The organism is Vibrio crassostreae, assembly GCF_024347415.1.
GTDB classification, from domain to species: Bacteria; Pseudomonadota; Gammaproteobacteria; order Enterobacterales; family Vibrionaceae; genus Vibrio; species Vibrio crassostreae.
On record NZ_AP025476.1, the window covers coordinates 2970134 to 2992118 of the forward strand.

Here is a 21985-nt window from a genome sequence, read left to right on the forward strand (position 1 = left end):
CACCATTAGTCTTGTTATTAAGCTAGTTCACCAGGAACAAGAGGTACAAATCTCACCATTTCGATAACACTCGACAAAAATTCATCGCCGTGACGAACGATCTTCAACAGTTGTTGTTCATCATCCCCAACAGGAATCAGTAAACGACCGCCATCTTTCAGCTGTTGCAGAAGCGCTTGAGGAATCGACTCTGCAGCAGCGGTAACAATAATCGCATCAAAAGGCGCCTTTGAAGACCACCCTTGCCAACCATCACCGTGCTTAGTTGAAATATTGTAGAAATCGAGTTGCTTCAACCTGCGTTTAGCATCCCATTGTAGCGACTTTATTCTTTCAACCGAATAGACATGATCAACAAGCTGAGCCAATACCGCGGTTTGGTAGCCTGAACCCGTTCCGATCTCCAAAACGCGGCTATCTTGTTGTAACTCAAGCAGCTCTGTCATTTTGGCAACAATGTATGGTTGGGAGATTGTCTGACCCTGTCCGATCGGCAGAGCATTATTATCATAAGCTTGATGGTACATCGCCTGTGATAAAAAACTCTCTCTCGGCAGTTGGTAAATAGCATCAAGAACCTTTTGATCTCGGATGCCATTTTCAATCAGAAAAGTAATTAAGCGCTCGGCTTGTGGATTGCTCACTTACTTCTCCCCTAACCATGTTGTCATCGCACCTAACGACTCGTGTGCCGTTAGATCAACTTGTAACGGTGTTACCGATATAAAGCCATGCTCGATTGCGTAAAAATCGGTACCTTCGCCGGCATCTTGCTCTTTGCCCGGAGGGCCGAGCCAATAGATATCGTGACCACGAGGGTCTTTTTGCTTAATCATATCTTCAGAGTGATGACGAGCACCTAAGCGTGTCACCTGAGTACCAGACAGTTGTTCTAAGGCTAAATCAGGAACGTTCACGTTCAATAAGCGATTGGTCGGGATTGGGTTTGCTAAATGTTGTTCGACAATACGACGAGCAATCGCTGCCGCTGTCTTAAAATGTTTTTTACCCACCAACGAAAACGCCACCGATTGAACGCCTAGAAAGTGCCCTTCCATTGCTGCTGCTACCGTACCTGAATAAAGCACGTCATCACCAAGGTTAGCACCGTGATTAATGCCCGTTAATACCAGATTAGGCATGTCATTCTTTAGCAGTTCGTTTAACGCAAAATGCACACAGTCGGTCGGTGTTCCTTGTACCGAATAGGTATTTTCAGCAATCTCTTGAACGCGTAAAGGCTGTTCTAAAGTTAATGAATTTGAAGCGCCTGAACGATTACGGTCAGGTGCCACAATGATAACTTCAGCAAGATCACGTAGTTCATCTGCTAGCTCATGAATACCTTGAGCATGCACACCATCATCGTTGCTGAGTAAAATCTTCATTCTGTATCCTTTCTTCATATTCCAGTGCTAAGTGACTTAAATTCCAATATTAAGTCACTTAGTGCCAAGCAGAATCATTACTGCTCGTAGCTTCTCTCTACGTGTACTTCTTCAACCAATTCACGAACGATAGCCGTCGCAAAGCAGCCTGCATCAAGAGAGAACTTCAGAGTGACATTATCTTCACTCACTTCCCACGTTAGATCAGTAGGTTTCAGTGACGCTTCACGGCGGTCATGACGCATGCGATTACCACGAATTAGAGCCATCAAATCCGGTTCAGCATCAAGGTGTTTCTGCTCTAAAGCTTGAGACTCATCTGTTGTTGGCAAAGCGTTATCTCCGGCCAAAGCCACAGTCACCAATGCAGTACCATTCGCGATATCTTGCTTTACAGCTTCAAGGTTTTCAGCCGTTACCGTTAGTTGAGCACCGTCTTTCACCACGATATCGCCAACCAATGCCGATGCAAACACATCTTGCTCAATACGGTCTGAAAGGATCAAGTTGTAAATCCACGAGCGAGCCGCAGAAAGATACAAGCTGCGTTTATTCTGGTTACGAGTACGAACGTTATCGCGGCCCCAACGACGAGCTTCAGATAGGTTGTTACCTTCATTACCAAAACGCTGAGCACCAAAGTAGTTTGGCACGCCCACTTGAGCGACTTTTTCCAAACGCTTTACCACATCTTCACAATCCGTTACTTCAGACAAGGTCAACTCAAATTGGTTGCCAACTAAATCGCCCGGACGTAACTTTTTGTTATGACGTGCTGTCGCTAGGATTTCAATACTTGGGTATTGTGCTAAGAACGCTGAAAAGTCAGGCTCACCTTTCGGTAGGTGGACGCTCAACCACTGCTCTGTCACAGCGTGACGGTCTTTCAAACCCGCCCAGCTCACGTCTTTCGACTTAACACCGCAAGCTTTAGCCAGCTCGTTTGCTACGAAACTCGTGTTTTCACCAGTTTTACGAATACGAACCATTAGGTGCTCGCCTTCACCAGTAAACTCAAAACCCAAGTCTTCATTAACGACAAAGTGTTCGGCTTTTGCTTTTAGTTTTGCTTTCGCAGTTGGTTTACCGTTTAGATAAGCCAATGAAGATAAAATATCTGACATGCTGTTCTTTTCGTGTTGGTGCTTACGCACTTTTAGTAATTAGGACCACCGCTTCACATGCGATGCCCTCTTTGCGACCAGTAAAACCTAAACGCTCAGTAGTCGTCGCTTTTACATTCACATTGCTAATGCTGGTTTCTAGGTCTTGAGCAATAGCTTGGCACATAGAGTCTATATGAGGGGCCATCTTTGGAGCTTGCGCCATGATAGTAATATCGGCATTACCAATCACGTAACCTTGTTCTTTTACTCGACGGTAAACATCTTTCAGTAGTTCACGACTATCCGCGCCTTTCCATTCATCGTCAGTGTCTGGGAAATGACGACCAATATCGCCCGCTGCAATCGCACCTAACAGAGCGTCACACAACGCATGAAGGGCAACGTCACCATCTGAATGTGCGATAAGACCTTGTTCGTAAGGGATGCTCACACCACCAATAATTACCGGACCTTCACCACCAAACTTATGTACATCAAAGCCATGGCCAATACGAATCATCATTATTCCTTATTCTGACTTAAATAGAACTCAGCAAGCGCTAAATCTTCAGGCTGAGTAATCTTAAAATTATCTGAGCGCCCAGCCACTAAAGCTGGCGATAAACCTTTCCATTCAAAGGCTGAAGCTTCATCAGTAATTGAAGCGCCATGTTGCAACGCCTCACTTAATGCCTTCCACAGAGGCTTTGCTCTGAACATTTGCGGCGTAAGTGCATGCCATAAATCCGCTCGCTCAACGGTATGCTCGATCTGCCCTTGAGCACCTCGCTTCATCGTGTCACGAACTGGAGCCGCTAAAATAGCCCCGACATCATGGCTCATCGCGCCGGAAATTAGCTTGTCGATATCGCTCAGTTGGACACAAGGTCTTGCCGCATCGTGAACCATTACCCAGTCACCAAGTTGCTGCTCAGCGATATAGTTTAGCGCAGAGAGTACAGAATCCGCTCGCTCGCTTCCACCAGACACTCTGATCACTTGTGGGTTCTGATTAAGGGCTAGCTCTGGGTAGTATGGGTCATCATCGCTGATCGCAACGACAATTTGAGCGACTTGTGGGTGAGACAGTAATTTCTCAACGGTGTGCTCTAGAATCGTTTTGCCGTTAATCTTGAGGTATTGCTTAGGGCGGTCTGCCTTCATTCGGCTGCCGACGCCCGCCGCAGGTACAACGGCAATCACGCTTTGAAGTTGAGTCGACATTAATGGGATTCCTCACCAATGATGCGATAAAACGTTTCGCCTTCTTTAACCATTCCAAGTTCATGACGTGCGCGTTCTTCTATCGCATCTAAGCCTTGGCGTAGATCGTCAATTTCAGCAAACATTTCTGCATTTCGAATATGCAGCTTTTCATTTACTTGCTGTTGAACTTGGATTTCGTTGTTCACACCGTAATAATCAGAGATACCATTTTTACCGAGCCACAGTGTGTGTTGTAGCCAGCCAAACACTATGAGCAGTACTAAAGCAAAAATTCGCATAACACCTTTCGCCGGTTGAAAAAGAAGGAACTAGAATAAGGCACATATATACCATAATGAGCTTATTGGTGCGAGATATGTGGTGTCAGGGAATCAATAAGTCGGGGAATTATTGTCGGGATAGGTAAGGACAACAATGAGATTCCCTACTCCTTCCTTCGTCAGTCTAGGGAATGACGAACTTTCGGTATCAAAAAGAAAGCTATATAACCTAGAGCTTCTTTTCTTCACCTTTTTGCAGACAAAAAAATGCCCCGCATAAGCGAGGCATTTAAAGGCATTAGTGCATAATTCTAACTAGTTGGTGCTGTAGCAAGGCAACAAAGAAGATTCAGCTATGGAGCATAGTTTCCTATGTGACTTAGTGAATCTTCTGCAGTTAACGCAGCTACAGTGCCAAATAGGACGAATTATTGACCTTTAACTTCTTTAAGACCGTTGTAAGGAGCTTTAGAACCTAGAGCTTCTTCGATACGGATAAGTTGGTTGTACTTAGCAACACGGTCAGAACGGCTCATAGAACCAGTTTTGATTTGACCTGCAGCTGTACCTACCGCTAGATCAGCGATAGTTGCATCTTCAGTTTCGCCAGAACGGTGAGAGATTACTGCAGTGTAGCCAGCGTCTTTAGCCATCTTGATAGCAGCTAGAGTCTCTGTTAGAGAACCGATTTGGTTGAACTTGATAAGGATAGAGTTAGCTACGCCTTTCTCGATACCTTCAGCAAGAATCTTAGTGTTTGTAACGAACAGATCGTCACCAACGATTTGAAGCTTGTCGCCTAGAAGTTCAGTTTGGTGCTTGAAGCCATCCCAATCTGACTCGTCAAGACCGTCTTCGATAGAAACGATTGGGAAGTTGTTCGCTAGCTCAGCTAGGTAGTGGTTGAACTCTTCAGAAGTGAAAGTTTTACCTTCGCCCTTCATGTTGTAGATGCCAGCTTCTTTGTCGAAGAACTCAGATGCTGCACAGTCCATAGCAAGAGTAACGTCTTTACCTAGTTCGTAACCAGCAGCTGCAACAGCTTCTGCGATAACTTCTAGAGCTTCAGCGTTAGACTTAAGGTTAGGAGCGAAACCACCTTCATCACCAACTGCAGTGCTGTAGCCTTTAGACTTAAGAACTTTAGCTAGGTTGTGGAATACTTCAGCGCCGATACGTAGACCTTCTTTAAGAGTTTTAGCGCCAACTGGTTGGATCATGAACTCTTGGATGTCAACGTTGTTATCTGCGTGCTCACCACCGTTGATGATGTTCATCATTGGTAGAGGCATAGAGAACTGACCAGCAGTACCGTTTAGCTCAGCGATGTGCTCGTATAGAGGCATGCCTTTCGCAGCAGCAGCAGCTTTTGCGTTAGCTAGAGATACAGCTAGGATAGCGTTCGCGCCGAACTTAGACTTGTTATCAGTACCGTCTAGGTCAAGCATGATTTGGTCAACGTCAGCTTGTGCTTTAGCGTCAGTACCAACTAGAGCTTCAGCGATTGGGCCGTTTACAGCTTCAATAGCTTTAAGAACACCTTTACCTAGGAAACGTGATTTGTCGCCGTCACGTAGCTCAAGAGCTTCGCGAGAACCAGTAGATGCGCCAGATGGAGCAGCAGCCATACCTACGAAACCGCCTTCTAGGTGTACTTCAGCTTCTACAGTTGGGTTACCACGTGAATCGATGATTTCACGACCTAGAACTTTAACGATCTTAGACATTGAATGTTTCCTTCTCGTTGAATATATAAATGTCAAATTTAAAGGTAGCAGCACAACTTACGCAGCTACCTGTATTCCTTTTTACTTCTCTAACTCGCCGCGCTGGAACTCGCCAGCCGCTTTAACGAAACCTGCAAACAATGGGTGACCATCGCGAGGTGTTGAAGTGAACTCCGGGTGGAATTGAGCAGCAACGAACCATGGGTGGTTCGGGTTCTCAATAACTTCAACCAGTTTCTTGTCCGCAGATAGACCCGATACTTTTAGGCCCGCTTTTTCGATTTGTGGACGAAGATTGTTGTTCACTTCGTAACGGTGACGGTGACGTTCATGGATCGTCGCGCTACCGTATAATTCGTAAGCTTTAGTCCCTTTCGCTAGGTGACAAAGCTGTGAACCAAGACGCATTGTGCCGCCTAGGTCAGATGATTCTGTACGCTCTTCAACTTTACCTTCGCCATCAGTCCACTCAGTGATAAGACCAACTACTGGGTACTTAGTTTCAGTACAGAATTCAGAAGAGTGTGCCCCTTCCATTTTCGCAACGTTACGAGCGTACTCGATAAGAGCTACTTGCATACCTAGACAGATACCTAAGTACGGTACTTTGTTTTCACGAGCGTATTGAGCAGCAAGAATCTTACCTTCAACACCACGGTCACCAAAGCCACCAGGAACTAGGATTGCATCTAGGCCTTCTAAAACTTCTACGCCACGAGACTCAACGTCTTGTGAATCTACGTATTTAATATTAACGCTTAGGCGGTTTTTCAAGCCTGCGTGTTTTAGCGCTTCATTTACTGATTTGTATGCGTCTGGTAGTTCAATGTACTTACCAACCATACCAATCGTCACTTCACCCGTTGGGTTAGCTTCTTCGTAAATTACTTGTTCCCATTCAGACAGATCTGCTTCTGGAGCTGTGATGCCGAAACGCTTACATACAAGTTCATCAGTGCCTTGAGCTTTAATAAGCTGAGGGATCTTGTAGATAGAGTCAACATCGCGCATAGAAATAACTGCATTTTCTTGCACATTACAGAACAGAGCAATTTTCTTACGCTCGTTCGAAGGAATGTTGCGGTCTGAACGACAAACTAGGATGTCTGGCTGAATACCAATAGACAGCAACTCTTTTACAGAGTGTTGCGTCGGCTTAGTTTTCACTTCGCCCGCAGCTGCTAGGTATGGCACTAGAGTAAGGTGCATGAACATTGCGCGTTCACGGCCTAGTTCTACTGCTAGCTGACGAATCGCTTCCATGAATGGTAGAGATTCGATATCACCAACCGTACCACCAACTTCAACGATCGCGATATCGTGGCCAGCTGCGCCAGAAATTACACGCTCTTTGATAGAGTTAGTGATGTGTGGGATAACCTGAATAGTTGCACCTAGGTAATCACCGCGACGCTCTTTAGCGAGTACGTCTGAGTAAACACGACCTGCAGTGAAGTTGTTACGCTTAGTCATCTTGGTGCGAATGAATCGCTCATAGTGACCAAGGTCAAGGTCAGTTTCAGCGCCATCTTCCGTAACGAACACTTCACCGTGCTGAGTCGGGCTCATAGTGCCTGGATCAACGTTGATGTAAGGGTCAAGCTTCATCATAGTCACTTTAAGACCACGAGCTTCTAAAATAGCCGCAAGAGATGCTGCAGCAATACCTTTACCTAGAGAGGATACAACCCCGCCAGTAACAAAAATGTAATTTGTCGTCATGTTTAACCTGAAATTGGTTGAATGAGGGAAATGGACTACTTCTGGACGGGATGAAAATATACCAGAAGCCCCTTATCGCCACAACGTGAAATCTATCACACTGCTATTTTTTATTTTTTGCTTCAAATCAATTCATGATAAAAGCTTTGGTTATCTTTTCTCCGCCACTTTGACTTCATCCCACATGGAATCAAGCTGTTGTAGTGAAAAATCGGTCAAAATTTTATCTTGCTGACGAACTTTTTGTTCCACCCCTTTAAAGCGACGTGAGAACTTCAGATTGGCTTTATTTAAAGCCGACTCTGGATTTTTACCCAAATGTCGCACCAAATTGACCGTCGCAAACAGCAAATCACCCAACTCTTCTTCAACCAAATCTTCATTTGGCGTCACTTGAAGCGCTTCTTCTAGCACCTCATCGACTTCCTCTAAAACCTTATTAGCCACTGGGCCAATAGAGTCCCAATCGAAGCCATATTTCGCTACCTGTTTTTGAATCTTTGTAGCACGAGAAAGCGCAGGTAGAGAGTTTGGTATTGAGTCTAGAATACTTTCTTGAGTTTTGCCTGCCTGTGCTTTTTCTTTGGCTTTTTCAGCTTCCCAGTTGGCATTAATTTCTTCATCATTGGCAAACTCGGTATCAGAAAATACATGAGGATGACGGCGCGTTAGCTTCTCATTGATGCCATCAACCACATCAGAAAACTCAAACAGCCCCTGCTCTTTCGCGAGCTGACTGTAGAAAATCACCTGAAACAGCAGGTCACCTAGCTCTTCTTGTAGGTTCGGCCAATCTTTGTTGTGAATCGCGTCCACCACCTCATAAGTTTCTTCGATAGTATGCGGCACAATTGTTTCAAAATTTTGTTTCAAATCCCAAGGACAACCACCTTCAGGATCGCGCAGCTTAGCCATAATCTGTTCAAGTTGTTCAATCGGATGGTTCATCGTTTTCTTCCTATTCACTGTCTTTGATTTTTAAATTTAATACTTCTGTTAAAACTAAAAAAGGCGAGCAGCTAAAACCACTCACCTTTCTATTCTTTCCGTCATCCCCAAGAGTGAAGAATGAGCGAGTTGGGGATCTCAAACCGCCTTACGAGATTCCCTATCACGTTCGTCCCTCACTGTAGGGAATGACTTGGATGACACAAAAGTATCATCCAAGTCTCTTAACACTCATAACATCTTTGATTTGCTCGACTCGGCTGGTCACGCGACTCAAGATTTCAATATTGGTCACTTCCAAATCGAAATCCATTACCGATAGCTGACGTTTATAGTCGATGCGACTCTTCATTGTCGTCACGCTGATCTTCTCGTTCGAGAACAGTGAGGTGATGTCTTTCAGCAAGCCATTACGCTCCAGTGCTTCAACACGCAGCGTTAGGATGTAAGAACCGACGAAGCCATTACCCCAGACTGTATCAATAATACGCTCTGGTGCGTGTAGGCTTAGCTCACTCAACTGTTCACAGTCAGCACGGTGAACTGAGATACCACGACCTTGAGTGATGTAACCTTTAATCACATCACCAGGGATTGGCTGACAGCAACGAGCTAGGTGCGTCATTAAGTTATCAACGCCCTCAACCACTACCGCGTCTTTCTTTGGGCGACTCTGTTGTGCTGGCTTGTTTTCCGACTCAAGCAGTTTCTCTAGCGCTTTCTTGTCTTCTTCTTCCGCCGTAGGCTTGTTGACCAACGCATTGATGTGATTAACCACTTGGTTAATGCGCAAGTCGCCACTGCCGATACCAGCATAAAGCTCATCTGGCGTGTTGACGTTAAAGCGTCTTAGCGCGTATTGGTCGGCATCTTTTAGAGTTGCACCAACCTTCGCTAATTCAACCTCAAGAATGTCACGACCCGCTTCTAGGTTCTTCTCACGACTTTGCGCGCGGAACCAAGCGTTGATTTTCGCACGAGCACGCCCAGAGTGAACGAAGCCTGTGGTTGGGTTCAGCCAATCACGAGATGGGTTCGGCTCTTTCTGCGTGATGATCTCGACTTGGTCGCCCATTGATAGCTTATGGGTGAATGGGACGATACGGCCTGCCACTTTGGCACCGATACAACGGTGTCCAACCATCGAGTGGATGTGATAAGCGAAGTCCAACGGAGTTGCACCCATTGGTAAGTCGACCACATCACCACGCGGTGTAAACGCGTATACGCGGTCATCGAATACTTGGCTACGAACTTCATCCAGCATCTCGCCAGAATCCGACATCTCTTCTTGCCAATCGATAAGTTTACGCAACCAAGTAATTTTCTCGTCGTAACCACTGCGGCCGCTTGAAGCACCTTCTTTGTACTTCCAGTGCGCAGCCACACCCAACTCAGAGTCTTCGTGCATCTGCTTGGTACGGATCTGAATCTCAATGGTCTTGCCTTCAGGGCCAAGAACCACGGTGTGAATCGACTGGTAACCATTTGGCTTAGGGTTCGCCACATAGTCATCAAATTCACTTGGTAGATGTTTGTATTTGGTATGAACCACACCTAGACCGGCATAACAGTCTTGAAGCTGATCTGCGATGATACGTACCGCTCGCACGTCAAAAAGCTCATCGAAGTCCAAGCCTTTCTTCTGCATCTTACGCCAGATACTGTAGATGTGTTTTGGTCGACCGCTCACTTCCGCATTGATGCTTGAACGCTTCATTTCAGCCGTTAAGTCGTCAACGAAATCGGTGATGTATTGTTCACGTACGATACGACGCTCAGACAGCTGTTTAGCTATCTGCTTGTAGGTGTCTGGCTGCTGGTAGCGGAATGCGTAATCTTCGATTTCCCACTTAAGCTGACCAATACCTAAACGGTTAGCGAGCGGAGCGTAGATGTTAGAACACTCTTTTGCTGCCGCGCGACGTACAGCATCAGGCGCTTTTTTTACTTCAATAAGGTTACAGATTCGCTCAGCGAGTTTGATAACTACGCAGCGGAAATCATCCACCATCGCCAGTAGCATGCGGCGAACATTATCAACTTGTCCCGAGGCAGCACTGCCTTCAAGAGTCACGTTTAACTGGCCTAAAGCCGCCATTTCTTCAACGCCATCAATCAACTTTACGGTTTCTTTACCGTAGCTTTCTTCAAACGCTTCGCGCTCAAAAACGCCGCTTGAGACGACGGGGAAAAGTTGCGCGGCAATTAAAGTGGCACGGTCCATGGACAGCGTAACCAAGATTTCGATCATCTCGCGGCCACGCCAAAGCAAGAGCGATGCTTGCTCGTGATCTTTTAATAGCTCTTCACAGTGACGATAAACCTTGATCAGTTTATTCGAGGTTTTTGCGTCTTGATTCAGTGACGCAATCCAACTTTCTAGCTCAAACTGTTCGCTTGGGTTTAAATGTGCGCTTCGTACCGCAACCATCATGCCTTCCTAGTTATTATGTTTTATACCCAATTCAATATGACTAACTGGTTCCAAGTTAGTTCGACCATATTGAGATCAGCGCAGGTGTCCCTGCGCCTTTGTCATTCATTTTTAAGCCTTATTTACGGGCCTTTAAGCCTTGATAAAGAGAGCCATCGATTCTAAATGGCTGGTGTGTGGGAACATATCCAACATACCAATTTTGGCTAATTGATAGCCTTGCTTTTCTAAGCTCTCTGAATCTCTAGCTAGAGTAGCAGGATTACACGAAACATAAACCACACGCTTCGCTCCCAACGCTGAAATTTGATCAACGATCCCACTCGCTCCCGCACGTGCTGGGTCAAGCAATACTTTCTCGAATTTATCTTTTGCCCAAGGCTGTGAAGATAAGTCTTCTTCAAGGTTAGCTTGGTAAAACTCGGTATTGCCTAACTGGTTTAACGCTGCGTTAGATGTGGCTTGCTGAACCATTTCATCAACGCCTTCTACACCAACCACAAACGCCGATTGTTGAGCGATAGGTAGACTGAAGTTACCTAAGCCACAAAACAGATCTAGCACTCGCTCATCCGCTTTAGGTTCTAACCATTCAATCGCTTGAGCCACCATCTGCTGGTTAACCTTCTGGTTTACTTGGATAAAGTGGTTTGGCTCAAACGGTAACGTCACGCCAGTTTCGCTATAGGCTGGTGCATCACCAACCAAACGAACCAACTTATCGGTTTCAGGCATTGAGTACAGCGTCGCGCCTTCTTCTTTTGCTAATGCAATCAGCGCTTGTTCATCTTTTTCAACCAAAGGCTTAAGGTGACGTAGCACCATAACAGGGCCAGTATCGCCCAATACCAATTCAACGTGTCCTAAAGACGTAAGGCTGTTGAAAGTGTTGAGTAAATTTTTCAGTTTTGGAAGCAATGCATTAAGGCGAGGATCAAGCACGGCACAGTCGGTGATATTTTCAATCTGCTTACTCTGCTTCTTACGGAAACCGAATTGAAGCTGCTGTGTCTTCTTATCAACAAATAGGCTGATACGTGCGCGACGTCGATAACCGGTTTCATCACCAATAATAGGTTGTGCAACTTCAGTATTAGCCGTTTGGTATTGGCTCATCAGGTGCGTAAGAGATTGCGATTTATGCTCAACCTGAGAAGAATAACCGAGATGCTGAAGGTGACAACCACCACACTGATTAAAGTGTTTACAAAATGGCTTTAAACGCTGCTCGCTCGGCTTCAACAATTTGATGAGCTTTGCTCGCGAAAACTTACTTTTGCTCTCAGTAAGTTGAATGACCACCTGCTCACCTGGCAATGCGCCATCAATGAAAACCGGTTTATTCTTCTGATAAGCGATGCCAGCGCCATTGTGATCCATTCGTTCAACCAAAACCGATTGATGCTTGGTCTCGAGTTGAGTTTTCTTTTTTGGTTGGAAAAAACGTGCCATTGCTTGTGCCTAATGTATCTTTTAATAAGTAATTGGTATCCAGGACTCACTATTATGTCTTGGAATCATTGTCGAACGTCACGGCTTTGATTAAGCTTACCGTTCACTTAACCGCCATTGTGTGCGTTATTTTCCCATATCCAGACCTCGATGTAATTAAAGAACATGACCAGATATGGCTTAAGAGCCCGTGTAATTACCTTAACTCTAGCTCCAACCCTGATTATTGGGTTGCTATTGAGTGCATTTTTCTCATTTAACCGCTATCAAGACCTTGAGGGGCAAGTGGTTAACACTGGTACTAGCATCATTGAACCACTTGCGATTGCGAGTGAATCAGGCATGAAGCTCGAAAGTCGAGAGTCTGTTCGTCAGCTTATTAGCTATGCGCATCGAAAGAATTCTAAGCTGGTGCGTAGTATCGCGGTGTTTGATGAACGTCATGAATTGTTTGTAACCTCAAACTTCCACCCCGACTTTGAAAGCCTGACTTATCCAAAAGATAAACCGATTCCGCATTTAAGTTCTTCTGATTTACTCGATAACACACTGATTCTGCGGACACCGATCATCGCCGAAGGCCAATATATCAACTCAGCCAACGGTCAGTCTCAAGCCAACCAAGCGATCGGCTATATTGCAATAGAGTTAGATCTGTCATCACTTCGATTACAGCAATATCAAGAAGTGTTCTCTGCCTTCTTAGTTCTGATTCTCGGGCTTGGTTTATCGGGCGTGTTTGCGTTCCGCTTAATGCACGATGTGACTCAACCGATCACACACATGAAAAACATGGTCGACCGAATTCGTCGAGGCCACCTAGATGTACGTATCGAAGGCAAAATGCATGGTGAGCTAGACTCACTGAAAAACGGCATCAATGCGATGGCGGTATCGTTGTCAGAGTATCACGTCGAGATGCAGCACAGTATCGACCAAGCCACATCAGACTTGCGAGAAACCCTTGAGCAATTAGAGATTCAAAACGTTGAGTTAGACATCGCGAAGAAACGAGCCCAAGAAGCAGCTCGCGTTAAGTCTGAATTCCTGGCGAATATGTCTCACGAACTAAGAACACCTCTGAATGGTGTGATTGGCTTCACTCGTCAAATGCTTAAGACTCACCTATCGAACAGCCAAACCGATTACCTACAAACCATTGAACGATCGGCAAATAACCTGCTTAGCATCATCAACGATATCTTGGACTTTTCGAAACTTGAAGCCGGTAAACTGGCTCTAGAAAACATCCCATTTGAATTCCAAGCTAGCCTTGAAGAAGTAGTAAACCTTCAAGCAACCAACGCTCATGAGAAAGGCCTTGAGCTGACACTGAAGATCGATCCTAAAGTACCGCCAGGCGTAGTGGGCGATCCACTGCGTATTCAACAGATCCTGACCAACCTGGTCGGCAACTCAATCAAGTTTACCGAGCGCGGCAACATTGATATCAGCGTTGAGCTTCGCTCACAAAGCGAAGACAACATTGAGCTGCAATTCATGGTTCGCGATACGGGTATTGGTATTTCGGAGCGTCAACAAGCTCAGCTGTTCCAAGCCTTCAGCCAAGCCGACGCAAGTATCTCTCGTCGTTATGGTGGTACAGGCTTAGGTCTAGTTATAACCCAAAAACTGGTCAGCCAAATGGGCGGAGAGATCAGCCTAACCAGTCGTCTACATCAAGGGTCAACCTTCTGGTTTACGTTGAGACTATCAACGACTGATATGCCAATGACAGAGCTGATTGAGACTCAGTGTCTACAAGACAAACAACTGCTGCTGATCGAACCAAACATGCAAGCGGCATCGATTACTCAGCAAATCCTAACCCAAGAAGGCTTAGTGGTAACGTATCGTTCAGTAATGCCAGACGAGACCACCTCGTATGACTACGTTTTGCTTAACCTAGCCGCCAACCAAGAATATCAATTTGATACCGTGAGTGGTTGGGCAATTGGTGCGAAGAAGATAGCCCAAAACGTGATTATTGGTACACCAAGTACCGAGCTAGCGTTGGGTGAGCAACTAATGAAAGAGGTCGATGTTCAATGCATCACTAAACCTCTTTCTCGCAAGAAGTTACTGCAAACTCTGGTATCGAATCAGGCGCCAACCTTGATTGCACCAGCGATTGAAACACACTCAGAAGAGAAGCTTCCGCTTACTGTATTGGCGGTCGACGACAACCCTGCCAACCTTAAACTGATCACTGCGTTGCTAAAAGAACGTGTAGAAACCGTCATCAGTTGTACCAGTGGTCAGCAGGCGATAGACAAGGCGACAGATACTCAATTTGATATCATCTTCATGGATATTCAAATGCCACAGATGGACGGTGTGACGGCTTGTAAGAACATTAAGAAGCTAGCTAATAATGCGAACACACCTGTGATTGCCGTGACCGCGCATGCAATGATTGGCGAACGTGACCGACTACTCGAAGCGGGCATGGATGACTATCTAACCAAACCCATTGAAGAGCATGTTTTACAGCAGGTACTGATTCATTGGAGCCCAACCTCTGAGGTTGAGCACATCGAAAAAATAGATCCAGACCACCCTGCTGTTTCTGCTGAAATCGATAACGATCCAGTGTCAGAAACTGAAGCCAGCGTGCACAAAAACATCATCATTGATTGGCAAGCTGCGATGAGACAAGCCGCCAATAAAGAAGACCTCGCACGCGATATGCTGCAAATGCTTGTCGACTTTATTCCGGAGGTTTATGAGGCAGCAGACAAAGCGATAGAAGACAGTGGCTACCCAGTTGAAGAGCTGATACACATTATCCACAAGATGCATGGCAGCAGTTCGTACAGTGGCGTACCAAGGCTAAAGTCGGTATGTGCGACGATAGAGAAAGAGCTGCGTTCTGGTACTTCTGTTGAAGACATTGAGCCGGAGCTTTTCGAGCTTCAAGATGAGCTAGATAAGGTTCAAGCGACGGCCATTCACTACTTGAAACCAACTAGTGACTAGATTGATTTAGCCTCAAACTCAAGGCAATAAAAAAGCAGAGCTCACAAGCTCTGCTTTTTTCTGTCTAGAGCCAAGAGCACTAGATATAAAGTAGCGATAATCTGTTTACGATTCGAGTAACACCGTTGCCACAGCGTAGTGACGCTCATCCGAGATAGTCAGATGAATCGATGTTGTGCCATTCGCCTCTGCGATTTCACGCGCTTTTTTATGCAGGCTCAGAACTGGCTTACCATGCTCATCGTTTGAAATCTCAAAGTCGTGGAAGGTCACACCCAGCGCGATCCCCGTTCCTAACGCCTTAGATGCCGCTTCTTTGGCAGCAAAACGTTTTGCAAGGTAACGCCCTTTTTGCTTCAGTTGCTGGAATACTTCAAATTCAGAATCGGTCAAAATACGCTGAGCAAAAGCGTCACCACTTCGTGACAATGCCTTTTCAACACGTTCAATTTCTGCGATATCTGTACCTAATCCAACAACAGCCATGTTTACCCTATTACCAAACTTCTATCTATTAATTCTACTAATTAGTCGCTTAAGACTTAACGCTTACTGTTTAGAAAACTAAGCGTTGTTGCGTGCTGTTTCCATCACGGCTTTCATGTCTGCAACGGCTTTGTTCAAACCATCAAACACTGCACGTCCCATGATTGAGTGGCCGATGTTCAACTCGTAGATCTCTGGAAGAGCCGCAATCGGTGCGACGTTGTGGTAAGTCAGACCATGACCCGCATTGACTGTGATACCAAGATCGTCCGCGTAGCTTGCGCCTGCAGCAATCTTTTTCAGCTCGTCTTGTTGGTCTTCTTCTGTTTTAGCATCGGCATAATGGCCAGTGTGCAGTTCAATGAACGGTGCGCCACACGCTTTTGCTGCGTCGATTTGCTCACGGTCAGCATCGATAAACAGAGATACTTTAATGCCAGCAGCAGACAGTTTTTCCGTCGCCGCTTTGATCTTTTCAAGTTGACCAACCACGTCCAAGCCACCTTCAGTGGTCAGCTCTTCACGCTTCTCTGGAACCAGACAAACAAACTCAGGATTAGTATCGAGGGCAATTTGAACCATCTCGTCCGTTACTGCCATCTCCAAATTCATACGAGTTTGAAGTGTTTCAGCTAGAATACGCACATCGCGGTCAACGATATGACGACGGTCTTCACGCAGGTGAATAGTAATACCGTCAGCACCCGCACGTTCAGCAATTTCAGCTGCGTGTACTGGATCTGGGTATTTAGTACCACGTGCATTACGTAGTGTTGCAATATGGTCGATATTAACGCCTAAAAGGATTGAGCTCATTTTCCAATACTCCGTGCTCTAGAGAGGGCTATTGTTGGCATAAATAGCTCTCTACTTTTTAATGGTTTGCCGCCAAGATACGGCTTTAAGGCTATGCGTGTAAAGCGTTTTGCCGCTTTTAACTGCTCTTTAGTGATAAACCTACGTTCACTGATTGCGATTAGTTCATCGCCCATAAAAGTAAGGTTGTCTCGACGCACCGAAGCGATGAAACCTTTCTGCTCTCGATAGCGATAAGTCATGCTCGGATCAATCGCTTCGCCAGTACCCGCGCAGTGTAAAAAGTCGACGCCGTAACCCATAGCGGATAATAGAGCCAACTCAAAGCGACGCAGTGCTGGCTCAGGGTTTTCATTATGCGCCAGCTCTGTTAAAGCATGAAGATAGTCGTGAAAAAGTGCTGGCATCGGCACTTCAGCCATCAATACGCGACCAATTAACTCGTTCACATACATGGCTGAATACAGATTGATACCGGCGAGAGGAAGCCCCAAGCTAATAGGTTCAGCTTGGCGTAAGGTTTTCATCGAACCATTACCAGACCACTTAAGCAGTAGTGGCGTAAATGGTTGTAGTGCACCTTTCAAATTGGAACGCTTGCTGCGAGCACCTTTGGACATCAACGTCACCCGACCGAACTCTTCACTGAAGACGTCCAAGATCAGGCTCGACTCACTATATGGTCGACGGTGCAACACAAAGCATCGCTGTAACCCTTCGCTCAATCACTTACCCTTATTACAGATACAAAAAGAGAGAGTTCGCACTCTCTCTTGGATTTATCTTCAGTTCAACTTTCTTAATCTCAGAAAGTGACGTTCAATATATTATAGATCGTCGATGTAGCCTAACGAGCGAAGTGCACGCTCATCATCAGCCCAGCCAGATTTAACCTTGACCCAAGTCTCTAGGTAAACCTTACGGCCGAACAGTTCTTCCATATCGATACGCGCTTCACGACCAATCGTTTTGATTTTCTCGCCCGCTTTACCAATCACCATCTTCTTCTGACCAGTACGCTCAACAAGAATCAGTGCATTGATATGGAAGCCATCATTATCTGGGTTGTAATCGAAACGTTCAATTTCAACCGTTACCGAGTACGGTAGCTCATCACCCGTAAAGCGCATCAGCTTTTCACGGATAATTTCAGAGGCCATAAAACGTTGCGAGCGATCTGTCACGTATTCTTCCGGGAAGTGGTGTGTCGCTTTAGGTAAATGTTCACGTACGTGCTTACGCAGTACATCAATGTTTTTACCTTGCTTCGCTGAGATTGGCACAACGTCAATGAAGTCCATCTTCTTAGAGACTTCCATCATGTGCTGCATCACATTAGTACGGTCTTGAACGTTATCTACTTTGTTGATGCAAAGTACAACTGGGAAGTCAGTCTTCTTCAGTTTGTTCAGAACCATCTCATCGTCGTCAGTCCAGTGAGTACCATCAACAAGGAAGAATACTAGATTCACATCACTCAGTGAGCTGTTCGCCGCACGGTTCATCAAGCGGTTAATTGCACGCTTTTCTTCAATATGAAGTCCAGGAGTATCAACAAAGATCGCTTGGTAATCACCCTCAGTTTCAACGCCCATAATACGGTGACGTGTCGTCTGTGGTTTACGTGATGTAATAGAAATCTTCTGACCCAGAATATGGTTCAGAAGCGTCGACTTACCTACGTTTGGGCGACCGACAATAGCGATGAAGCCACAGTGTTGGTTTTCCGGTAGACCTGTTTTTTTGCTATCAGATGAAAAGAATGCATCGATATCGAAATCTTGGTTGTTATCAGACATTGCTTAGTTGCTCTAATGCTGTTTCAGCAGCCGCTTGTTCTGCCTTGCGGCGGCTAGTGCCTTTACCGATAACAGGTTTATCCACACCTGCCACTTCACACTCAACCGTAAACTCTTGGTTGTGTGCTTCACCTTTAATATTAGTCACTGTGTAGACAGGCAGAGGATTTCTTCGACCTTGCAAAAACTCTTGTAGGCGAGTTTTCGGATCTTTTTGAGATACTCCAGGCTGAATAGCATCTAGGCGAGATTGGTACCAGCTTAAAATAATGCCGCGAACCGTCTCGGTATCACTATCTAAATAGACAGCACCGATGATCGCTTCAACCGCATCCGCTAGAATAGAATCACGACGGAAACCGCCACTCTTCAACTCACCTGGACCTAATTTTAAGTAATCTCCTAGTTCGAATTCACGACCTAGTTCTGCCAATGTATGACCACGTACTAATGTTGCACGCATGCGGCTCATATCACCTTCGTTTACTTTAGGGAAACGGTGGTAAAGATCATCAGCGATAACAAAACTTAAAATTGAATCGCCCAGAAACTCAAGACGTTCATTATGTTTACCTGCGGCGCTGCGGTGAGTCAGCGCCAAGTGGATAAGATCGGCATCATTAAACTGATAGCCAATCTTTCTCTCTAGTTTATCAATTGGAGAATTCATGCTCTCTCGATGTGTTAATTGATCGATTAATGAATCCCACCGATGCGATTAAAACGCACACCAGTAGGAATCCATGTTGGAAGTACACTGTCTGAACCGCGTTCGAATTCGAAGCTTATCCAAATAGCAACGGCCTTACCAACAAGGTTTGCTTCAGGGACAAAGCCCCAGTAACGGCTATCAGCACTGTTATCACGGTTATCACCCATCACAAAGTACTGGCCTTCTGGAACGACCCACTCGTTAACACCATTGCGAGGCTGATATGCTTGCACACGATCACGGCGTAATGGGTTAACTAAAATTTGGTGCTCAACATCTCCAAGCTGTTCATTCAGCTGAATCAGAGGCACACCATCTTGAATAAATTGGCTCTCTTCAACGTGACTTAGTTTCACTGGTTCACAGCTACTTGTACCCTTCGCCTGAATACAGATCTCTTTACGACTGCTGTAGCGAATAGTGTCACCTGGCATACCAACAACACGCTTAATGTAGTCGATGTTTGGCTGAGGTGGGTACTTAAATACGATTGAATCACCGCGTTCTGGCTTGCCTGTTTCTACCAATTGAGTGCGCCATACTGGGTCTTTTAGACCGTACGCGTACTTCTCTACCAAGATAAAATCACCAACCAAAAGGGTTGGCATCATCGAGCCTGATGGGATTTGAAACGGTTCATAGATGAATGAACGCAAGATCAAAACAAATGCAATTACCGGGAAAATGGACACACTGTTCTCAACCCACCAAGGCTGAGCCGTAACTTTTGCGCTGGTTTCAGCGTCTAGGCCATTCGATTGTGCTTCAACGTCAGCAAGCTTTTGCTGGCGCTTCTTCGCCCACACAAACTTTTCCAACGCCCATACAATGCCGGTCACTAGAGTTACGATCACTAAGATAAGCGAAAATGTATTAGCCATTGATATCCCTTAAATTTCATTTCTTTAAAAATAACGAAAGTGAAAGAGCATAACTCTTTCACTCTGCTTAATATTTCTAATTTGTATCAATCATGCTGACTAAATGCTGGGAAGATTACGCAGGAAAAATCGTTTAGTTCGAGGCGCAAAGTGCAGTGACTAGTGGGCCTAATTGCAATCTTTGCAACAAAGAAATAAACGATTTTAACCACTAATATTCAGCAGATAGTTAGTGCGATTGATACCTAGTCTTTTCCAACGTGAAGGATTGCAAGGAAAGCTTCTTGAGGCAGTTCAACGTTACCGATCTGCTTCATACGCTTCTTACCTTCTTTTTGTTTCTTAAGAAGTTTCTTCTTACGACTGATATCACCACCGTAACATTTTGCGATTACGTTCTTACGCAGTTGTTTTACTGTAGAGCGAGCAATGATGTGGTTACCAATCGCTGCTTGAATCGCGATATCGAACATCTGACGAGGGATGAATTCTTTCATCTTCTCTACCAGTAGACGACCACGAGACTGAGCAATATCTTTGTGCGTAATGATCGCTAGAGCATCAACCGTTTCGCCATTCAGTAATACGTCTACACGTACCATGTTTGATGGCTCGTAACGTTGGAAGTTGTAATCCAATGATGCGTAACCGCGAGACGTTGACTTCAGACGGTCGAAGAAGTCGAGAACTACTTCAGCCATAGGAAGATCGTACGTCACAGCAACTTGATTACCGTGGTAAACCATGTCTACTTGTACGCCACGCTTCTCTACACACAGTGTGATTACGTTACCTAGGTAATCCGAAGGTACCAGGATATTACAGCGTGCAATTGGTTCACGAATTTCTTCTAGGTCATTAACCGCTGGCAGTTTAGCCGGGCTATCAACGTAAAGAACCGTTTTATCTGTTTTTACAACTTCATACACTACTGTTGGTGCAGTCGTGATTAGGTCTAGGTCGTATTCACGCTCTAGACGCTCTTGGATGATCTCCATGTGAAGCATGCCTAAGAAGCCACAACGGAAACCAAAACCAAGTGCTGCTGAACTTTCTGGTTCAAAGAACAATGACGCATCGTTCAGGCTTAGCTTGCCTAACGCGTCACGGAAGTTTTCGTAGTCATCAGATGATACAGGGAATAGACCTGCGTATACCTGAGGCTTAACTTTTTGGAAACCAGGCAGACGTTCAGTGCTGCCGCCTTTTGCAAGCGTCAACGTATCACCAACTGGTGCACCTAGGATGTCTTTAATACCACAAACAACCCAACCTACTTCGCCAGTATTTAGCTCAGTGGTGTCGATTTGCTTAGGCGTGAAGATACCTAGACGGTCAACACCCCAAACTTGGTCTGTCGACATTACTCGAATCTTGTCGTTCTTCTTCAGCTTACCGTTTTTAATACGAACCAAAGAAACTACGCCAAGGTAGTTATCGAACCAAGAGTCAATGATCAACGCTTGTAGAGGCGCTTCAGGATCACCTTCCGGTGGTGGGATAGCCGTTACGATGTTTTCTAGAACATCATCTACGCCTAAACCTGTTTTAGCAGAACAGCGAGTCGCTTCCATCGCATCGATGCCAACGATCTCTTCGATCTCTTCAGCAACACGCTCTGGTTCAGCAGCTGGTAGGTCAATCTTGTTCAAGATTGGCACTACTTCCAGCTCCATTTCGATTGCTGTGTAACAGTTTGCTAGAGTTTGTGCTTCAACACCTTGGCCTGCATCCACTACAAGTAGTGCGCCTTCACAAGCCGCTAGAGAACGAGATACTTCGTAAGAGAAGTCTACGTGTCCAGGAGTGTCGATAAAGTTAAGCTGGTAAGTTTCACCATCTTTAGCTTTGTAATCTAAAGTCACACTCTGCGCTTTAATTGTAATACCACGCTCGCGTTCTATATCCATAGAATCGAGGACTTGAGCTGCCATCTCACGTTCACTTAATCCTCCACAAACTTGGATTAAGCGGTCAGAAAGGGTCGACTTACCGTGGTCGATGTGGGCGATAATCGAAAAATTACGAATGTGCTTCATAGGCTT

19 protein-coding genes are annotated in these 21985 nt (G+C 45.4%); 1 reads left to right on the forward strand and 18 read right to left on the reverse strand.

The window, feature by feature from the left end; all coding sequences use genetic code 11:
* Positions 1-17: 17 nt before the first annotated feature.
* The 11 genes from OC193_RS13175 to rlmD all read right to left on the reverse strand — a co-directional run bounded on the left by OC193_RS13175 (position 18) and on the right by rlmD (position 12267).
* A complete protein-coding gene (locus OC193_RS13175) occupies positions 18-644 on the reverse strand; it encodes a protein-L-isoaspartate(D-aspartate) O-methyltransferase (RefSeq protein WP_019826319.1) in 627 nt (208 codons plus the stop codon).
* Positions 645-1388: a 5'/3'-nucleotidase SurE gene (gene surE, locus OC193_RS13180; protein ID WP_048659389.1), complete on the reverse strand. Its 744-nt coding sequence runs from the start codon at positions 1386-1388 to the stop codon at positions 645-647.
* Between the two features lie 77 nt (positions 1389-1465).
* Entirely contained in the window at positions 1466-2512 is a 1047-nt protein-coding gene (gene truD / locus OC193_RS13185; RefSeq protein ID WP_048659390.1) for a tRNA pseudouridine(13) synthase TruD, read from the reverse strand.
* 22 nt (positions 2513-2534) lie between these two features.
* Complete coding sequence (gene ispF / locus OC193_RS13190) at positions 2535-3014, reverse strand: 2-C-methyl-D-erythritol 2,4-cyclodiphosphate synthase (protein WP_004739053.1); 480 nt, start codon at positions 3012-3014, stop codon at positions 2535-2537.
* Between the two features lie 2 nt (positions 3015-3016).
* A complete protein-coding gene (ispD, locus tag OC193_RS13195; RefSeq protein ID WP_048664495.1) occupies positions 3017-3718 on the reverse strand; it encodes a 2-C-methyl-D-erythritol 4-phosphate cytidylyltransferase in 702 nt (233 codons plus the stop codon).
* Positions 3718-3999 (reverse strand): cell division protein FtsB, encoded by a 282-nt coding sequence (gene ftsB, locus OC193_RS13200; protein WP_010435786.1) that lies wholly within the window; start codon positions 3997-3999, stop codon positions 3718-3720. Before ftsB ends, ispD begins: the two co-directional genes overlap by 1 nt.
* A 410-nt stretch (positions 4000-4409) precedes the next feature.
* Positions 4410-5708: a phosphopyruvate hydratase gene (eno, locus tag OC193_RS13205; RefSeq protein WP_017059033.1), complete on the reverse strand. Its 1299-nt coding sequence runs from the start codon at positions 5706-5708 to the stop codon at positions 4410-4412.
* An 81-nt stretch (positions 5709-5789) separates the two neighbouring features.
* Positions 5790-7430, reverse strand: a complete 1641-nt coding sequence (locus tag OC193_RS13210) for a CTP synthase (protein ID WP_017629586.1) — start codon at positions 7428-7430, stop codon at positions 5790-5792.
* Positions 7431-7580: 150 nt separating this feature from the next.
* Entirely contained in the window at positions 7581-8378 is a 798-nt protein-coding gene (mazG, locus tag OC193_RS13215; protein WP_048664494.1) for a nucleoside triphosphate pyrophosphohydrolase, read from the reverse strand.
* Between the two features lie 211 nt (positions 8379-8589).
* Entirely contained in the window at positions 8590-10812 is a 2223-nt protein-coding gene (relA, locus tag OC193_RS13220) for a GTP diphosphokinase (RefSeq protein ID WP_048664493.1), read from the reverse strand.
* 135 nt (positions 10813-10947) lie between these two features.
* Complete coding sequence (gene rlmD / locus OC193_RS13225) at positions 10948-12267, reverse strand: 23S rRNA (uracil(1939)-C(5))-methyltransferase RlmD (protein WP_048664492.1); 1320 nt, start codon at positions 12265-12267, stop codon at positions 10948-10950.
* 165 nt (positions 12268-12432) lie between these two features.
* Between rlmD and barA the strand changes: the two genes are divergently transcribed.
* Positions 12433-15246, forward strand: coding sequence for a two-component sensor histidine kinase BarA (gene barA / locus OC193_RS13230; RefSeq protein WP_048664491.1), 2814 nt, complete (start codon positions 12433-12435; stop codon positions 15244-15246).
* Between the two features lie 105 nt (positions 15247-15351).
* Here the strand turns inward: barA and acpS are convergent, their stop codons facing one another.
* From acpS to lepA, 7 genes are all read right to left on the reverse strand, one after another.
* Complete coding sequence (gene acpS, locus OC193_RS13235) at positions 15352-15732, reverse strand: holo-ACP synthase (protein ID WP_017059039.1); 381 nt, start codon at positions 15730-15732, stop codon at positions 15352-15354.
* A gap of 78 nt (positions 15733-15810) precedes the next feature.
* On the reverse strand, positions 15811-16548 hold the full coding sequence (pdxJ, locus tag OC193_RS13240) for a pyridoxine 5'-phosphate synthase (protein ID WP_048664490.1): 738 nt from the start codon (positions 16546-16548) through the stop codon (positions 15811-15813).
* Entirely contained in the window at positions 16545-17273 is a 729-nt protein-coding gene (recO, locus tag OC193_RS13245) for a DNA repair protein RecO (protein ID WP_048659398.1), read from the reverse strand. Before recO ends, pdxJ begins: the two co-directional genes overlap by 4 nt.
* Positions 17274-17375: 102 nt before the next feature.
* Positions 17376-18347 carry a GTPase Era gene (gene era, locus OC193_RS13250; RefSeq protein ID WP_017059042.1) on the reverse strand — a complete coding sequence of 324 codons (972 nt, stop codon included), beginning with the start codon at positions 18345-18347 and terminating at the stop codon, positions 17376-17378.
* Positions 18340-19017, reverse strand: a complete 678-nt coding sequence (rnc, locus tag OC193_RS13255; RefSeq protein WP_017059043.1) for a ribonuclease III — start codon at positions 19015-19017, stop codon at positions 18340-18342. Before rnc ends, era begins: the two co-directional genes overlap by 8 nt.
* A 26-nt stretch (positions 19018-19043) precedes the next feature.
* Positions 19044-19940, reverse strand: coding sequence for a signal peptidase I (gene lepB / locus OC193_RS13260; protein ID WP_048659399.1), 897 nt, complete (start codon positions 19938-19940; stop codon positions 19044-19046).
* Between the two features lie 245 nt (positions 19941-20185).
* Positions 20186-21979, reverse strand: coding sequence for a translation elongation factor 4 (lepA, locus tag OC193_RS13265; RefSeq protein WP_048615653.1), 1794 nt, complete (start codon positions 21977-21979; stop codon positions 20186-20188).
* Positions 21980-21985: the final 6 nt, after the last annotated feature.

Coding starts and splice junctions, on each gene's coding strand:
- rlmD (WP_048664492.1), bottom strand. CDS start 12,267: ATGGCACGTTTTTTCCAACCAAAAAAGAAAACTCAACTCGAGACCAAG.
- relA (WP_048664493.1), bottom strand. CDS start 10,812: ATGGTTGCGGTACGAAGCGCACATTTAAACCCAAGCGAACAGTTTGAG.
- era (WP_017059042.1), bottom strand. CDS start 18,347: ATGTCTGATAACAACCAAGATTTCGATATCGATGCATTCTTTTCATCT.
- surE (WP_048659389.1), bottom strand. CDS start 1,388: ATGAAGATTTTACTCAGCAACGATGATGGTGTGCATGCTCAAGGTATT.
- pdxJ (WP_048664490.1), bottom strand. CDS start 16,548: ATGAGCTCAATCCTTTTAGGCGTTAATATCGACCATATTGCAACACTA.
- ftsB (WP_010435786.1), bottom strand. CDS start 3,999: ATGCGAATTTTTGCTTTAGTACTGCTCATAGTGTTTGGCTGGCTACAA.
- rnc (WP_017059043.1), bottom strand. CDS start 19,017: ATGAATTCTCCAATTGATAAACTAGAGAGAAAGATTGGCTATCAGTTT.
- ispF (WP_004739053.1), bottom strand. CDS start 3,014: ATGATTCGTATTGGCCATGGCTTTGATGTACATAAGTTTGGTGGTGAA.
- lepA (WP_048615653.1), bottom strand. CDS start 21,979: ATGAAGCACATTCGTAATTTTTCGATTATCGCCCACATCGACCACGGT.
- OC193_RS13210 (WP_017629586.1), bottom strand. CDS start 7,430: ATGACGACAAATTACATTTTTGTTACTGGCGGGGTTGTATCCTCTCTA.
- ispD (WP_048664495.1), bottom strand. CDS start 3,718: ATGTCGACTCAACTTCAAAGCGTGATTGCCGTTGTACCTGCGGCGGGC.
- barA (WP_048664491.1), top strand. CDS start 12,433: ATGACCAGATATGGCTTAAGAGCCCGTGTAATTACCTTAACTCTAGCT.
- acpS (WP_017059039.1), bottom strand. CDS start 15,732: ATGGCTGTTGTTGGATTAGGTACAGATATCGCAGAAATTGAACGTGTT.
- eno (WP_017059033.1), bottom strand. CDS start 5,708: ATGTCTAAGATCGTTAAAGTTCTAGGTCGTGAAATCATCGATTCACGT.
- truD (WP_048659390.1), bottom strand. CDS start 2,512: ATGTCAGATATTTTATCTTCATTGGCTTATCTAAACGGTAAACCAACT.
- lepB (WP_048659399.1), bottom strand. CDS start 19,940: ATGGCTAATACATTTTCGCTTATCTTAGTGATCGTAACTCTAGTGACC.
- mazG (WP_048664494.1), bottom strand. CDS start 8,378: ATGAACCATCCGATTGAACAACTTGAACAGATTATGGCTAAGCTGCGC.